Source organism: Clostridioides sp. GD02377, assembly GCF_045899875.1.
Classification (GTDB): Bacteria; Bacillota; Clostridia; order Peptostreptococcales; family Peptostreptococcaceae; genus Clostridioides; species Clostridioides difficile_A.
Map to the genome: position 1 here is coordinate 1 of NZ_JBJODA010000050.1, position 1,655 is coordinate 1,655.

The 1,655-nt window shown below is 30.3% G+C and carries 2 protein-coding genes; both read right to left on the reverse strand.

Annotated features, from left to right (window positions below; all coding sequences use genetic code 11):
* A partial coding sequence (locus Q3304_RS20620; protein ID WP_407815325.1) for a cell wall-binding repeat-containing protein occupies window positions 1–462 on the reverse strand: 462 nt, incomplete at its 3' end.
* A 77-nt stretch (window positions 463–539) separates the two neighbouring features.
* On the reverse strand, window positions 540–1,655 hold a 1,116-nt coding region (locus Q3304_RS20625), incomplete at its 5' end, for a cell wall-binding repeat-containing protein (protein ID WP_407815326.1).

A 1,655-nucleotide genomic window follows, 5' to 3' on the forward strand; every position in this document is an offset into this window, starting at 1 on the left:
GTCTTGTCTATCAGTACCACCTATTCTATCTACAGTTAAACCCTTATTCTTTAGTGTATTAACTACAGAATCAGAGATAGAATTTAGTCCACCTATTAGAGTTATGTTTTTAGCTCCAAGTCTTGAAATTTCATTAAGAGTAGATTCAGGTATAGAGTCTTTGTCAGTTATAAGTATTGGAGCATCTAAAGCTTTTGCTAAGGGTATAACTGCTAAAGAATCAGCTAGAGCTTTGTCTTTTATTAAAACAATATTCTTAGAAGAGTTCCAACCATGTTTTGATACACTTATTGCTGTATTAAAATTATTTTGTGCTTGAATAGAGTCTGTTTTTAAATTATTATCTGCTCCATCAGCATAAACACTATTGTATGAAAAACTAAATAATGCTGAACTAATAAGTAGACTTACAAAAAGGCTACTATCCTTTCTTTTCCTATGTATACTTTTCTTAAAAACCATTTATAATCCCCCTGACTATGAAATCCTAATAAAATAAATATAAAAACCCACCTAAAAAGGTGGTTTTTTATAACTATCTATTCCCATAAATAGTCTATATTATATGCAGGTGCAGCTAAAACACACATTTTGAAAATATTATCATTCTTCTTAAAGTTGTCTGGCATTGCACCATTTATCCACCAATAATTGCCACTTAACATATAATAGTCAGCATGACTTCTATCTCCAATTATTGCACCATTAGCTCCACATAAATCACTTATCATTAGATATACTTGAGCACTTGCATCACAATCAGATTTGTGTCTAAATAGAACATCGTATGCAGAAGCTGGAGAAGCATCTAATGGGTCTGTTGTACTAGGCTTTTGTCTTATAGCGTGGCCAAGGGCACTTTTAAATATAATTAATTGCTCTATATCATTTTTAGACATAATCCCTTTATCAAGAGCATAAAGTAAATATTTATTTTCTATTTTCCATGCTTCATAAGTTTCACCTAAATCTACTGAATTCAATGTAGAATCTACATATTCATCATCTGGTATATTTCCAGTTTTATAATATTTTGACCAATAAACCCAATCTGGACATTTATTTAAATCTAATGTACTCATAGCATTTAATCCCCAGTTTAATACCTTATCATATTCTTCTTGAGTCGTACACCCATATCCATGAGCACCTCTAATTGGGTCACCATATTTAACATTTATTTGACCTTTTATCTCTGTACCTATTATATAAGTACCACCTTTAGGATAGTTTCTAGTTATTGTCATATCCTTTTGTGGAGCTATAGCTATCTTACTTCCATTAACTTTTATTCCAGCTACACTTTGGTTATTTTGAGTATTTGAATCATTTCTATTAAATACTCCTAATGCATCAGAATATGTCTTATCATTTTCTCCATTATTTATTTTTGTTATCTTCTCTGGATTAGTTCTTTTTAACATTTCTTTTTGACTATCAGATAAACCATTATTACCTAAAACAACTATAGAGTTATCTTTAGCAGCTAAATTAGAAACAACTAAAGCATCTGTTAGCTCAGCTTCATTTCCTGAACCATCTTTAGCTATATAAGCATTGTTAACTTTTCCATAAAATTCATTTATGACTCTAGCATTTGTATCTTTTCTATCATTCCCAGATAATCTGGTTGCATTTAAATCCTTTGATGTAGA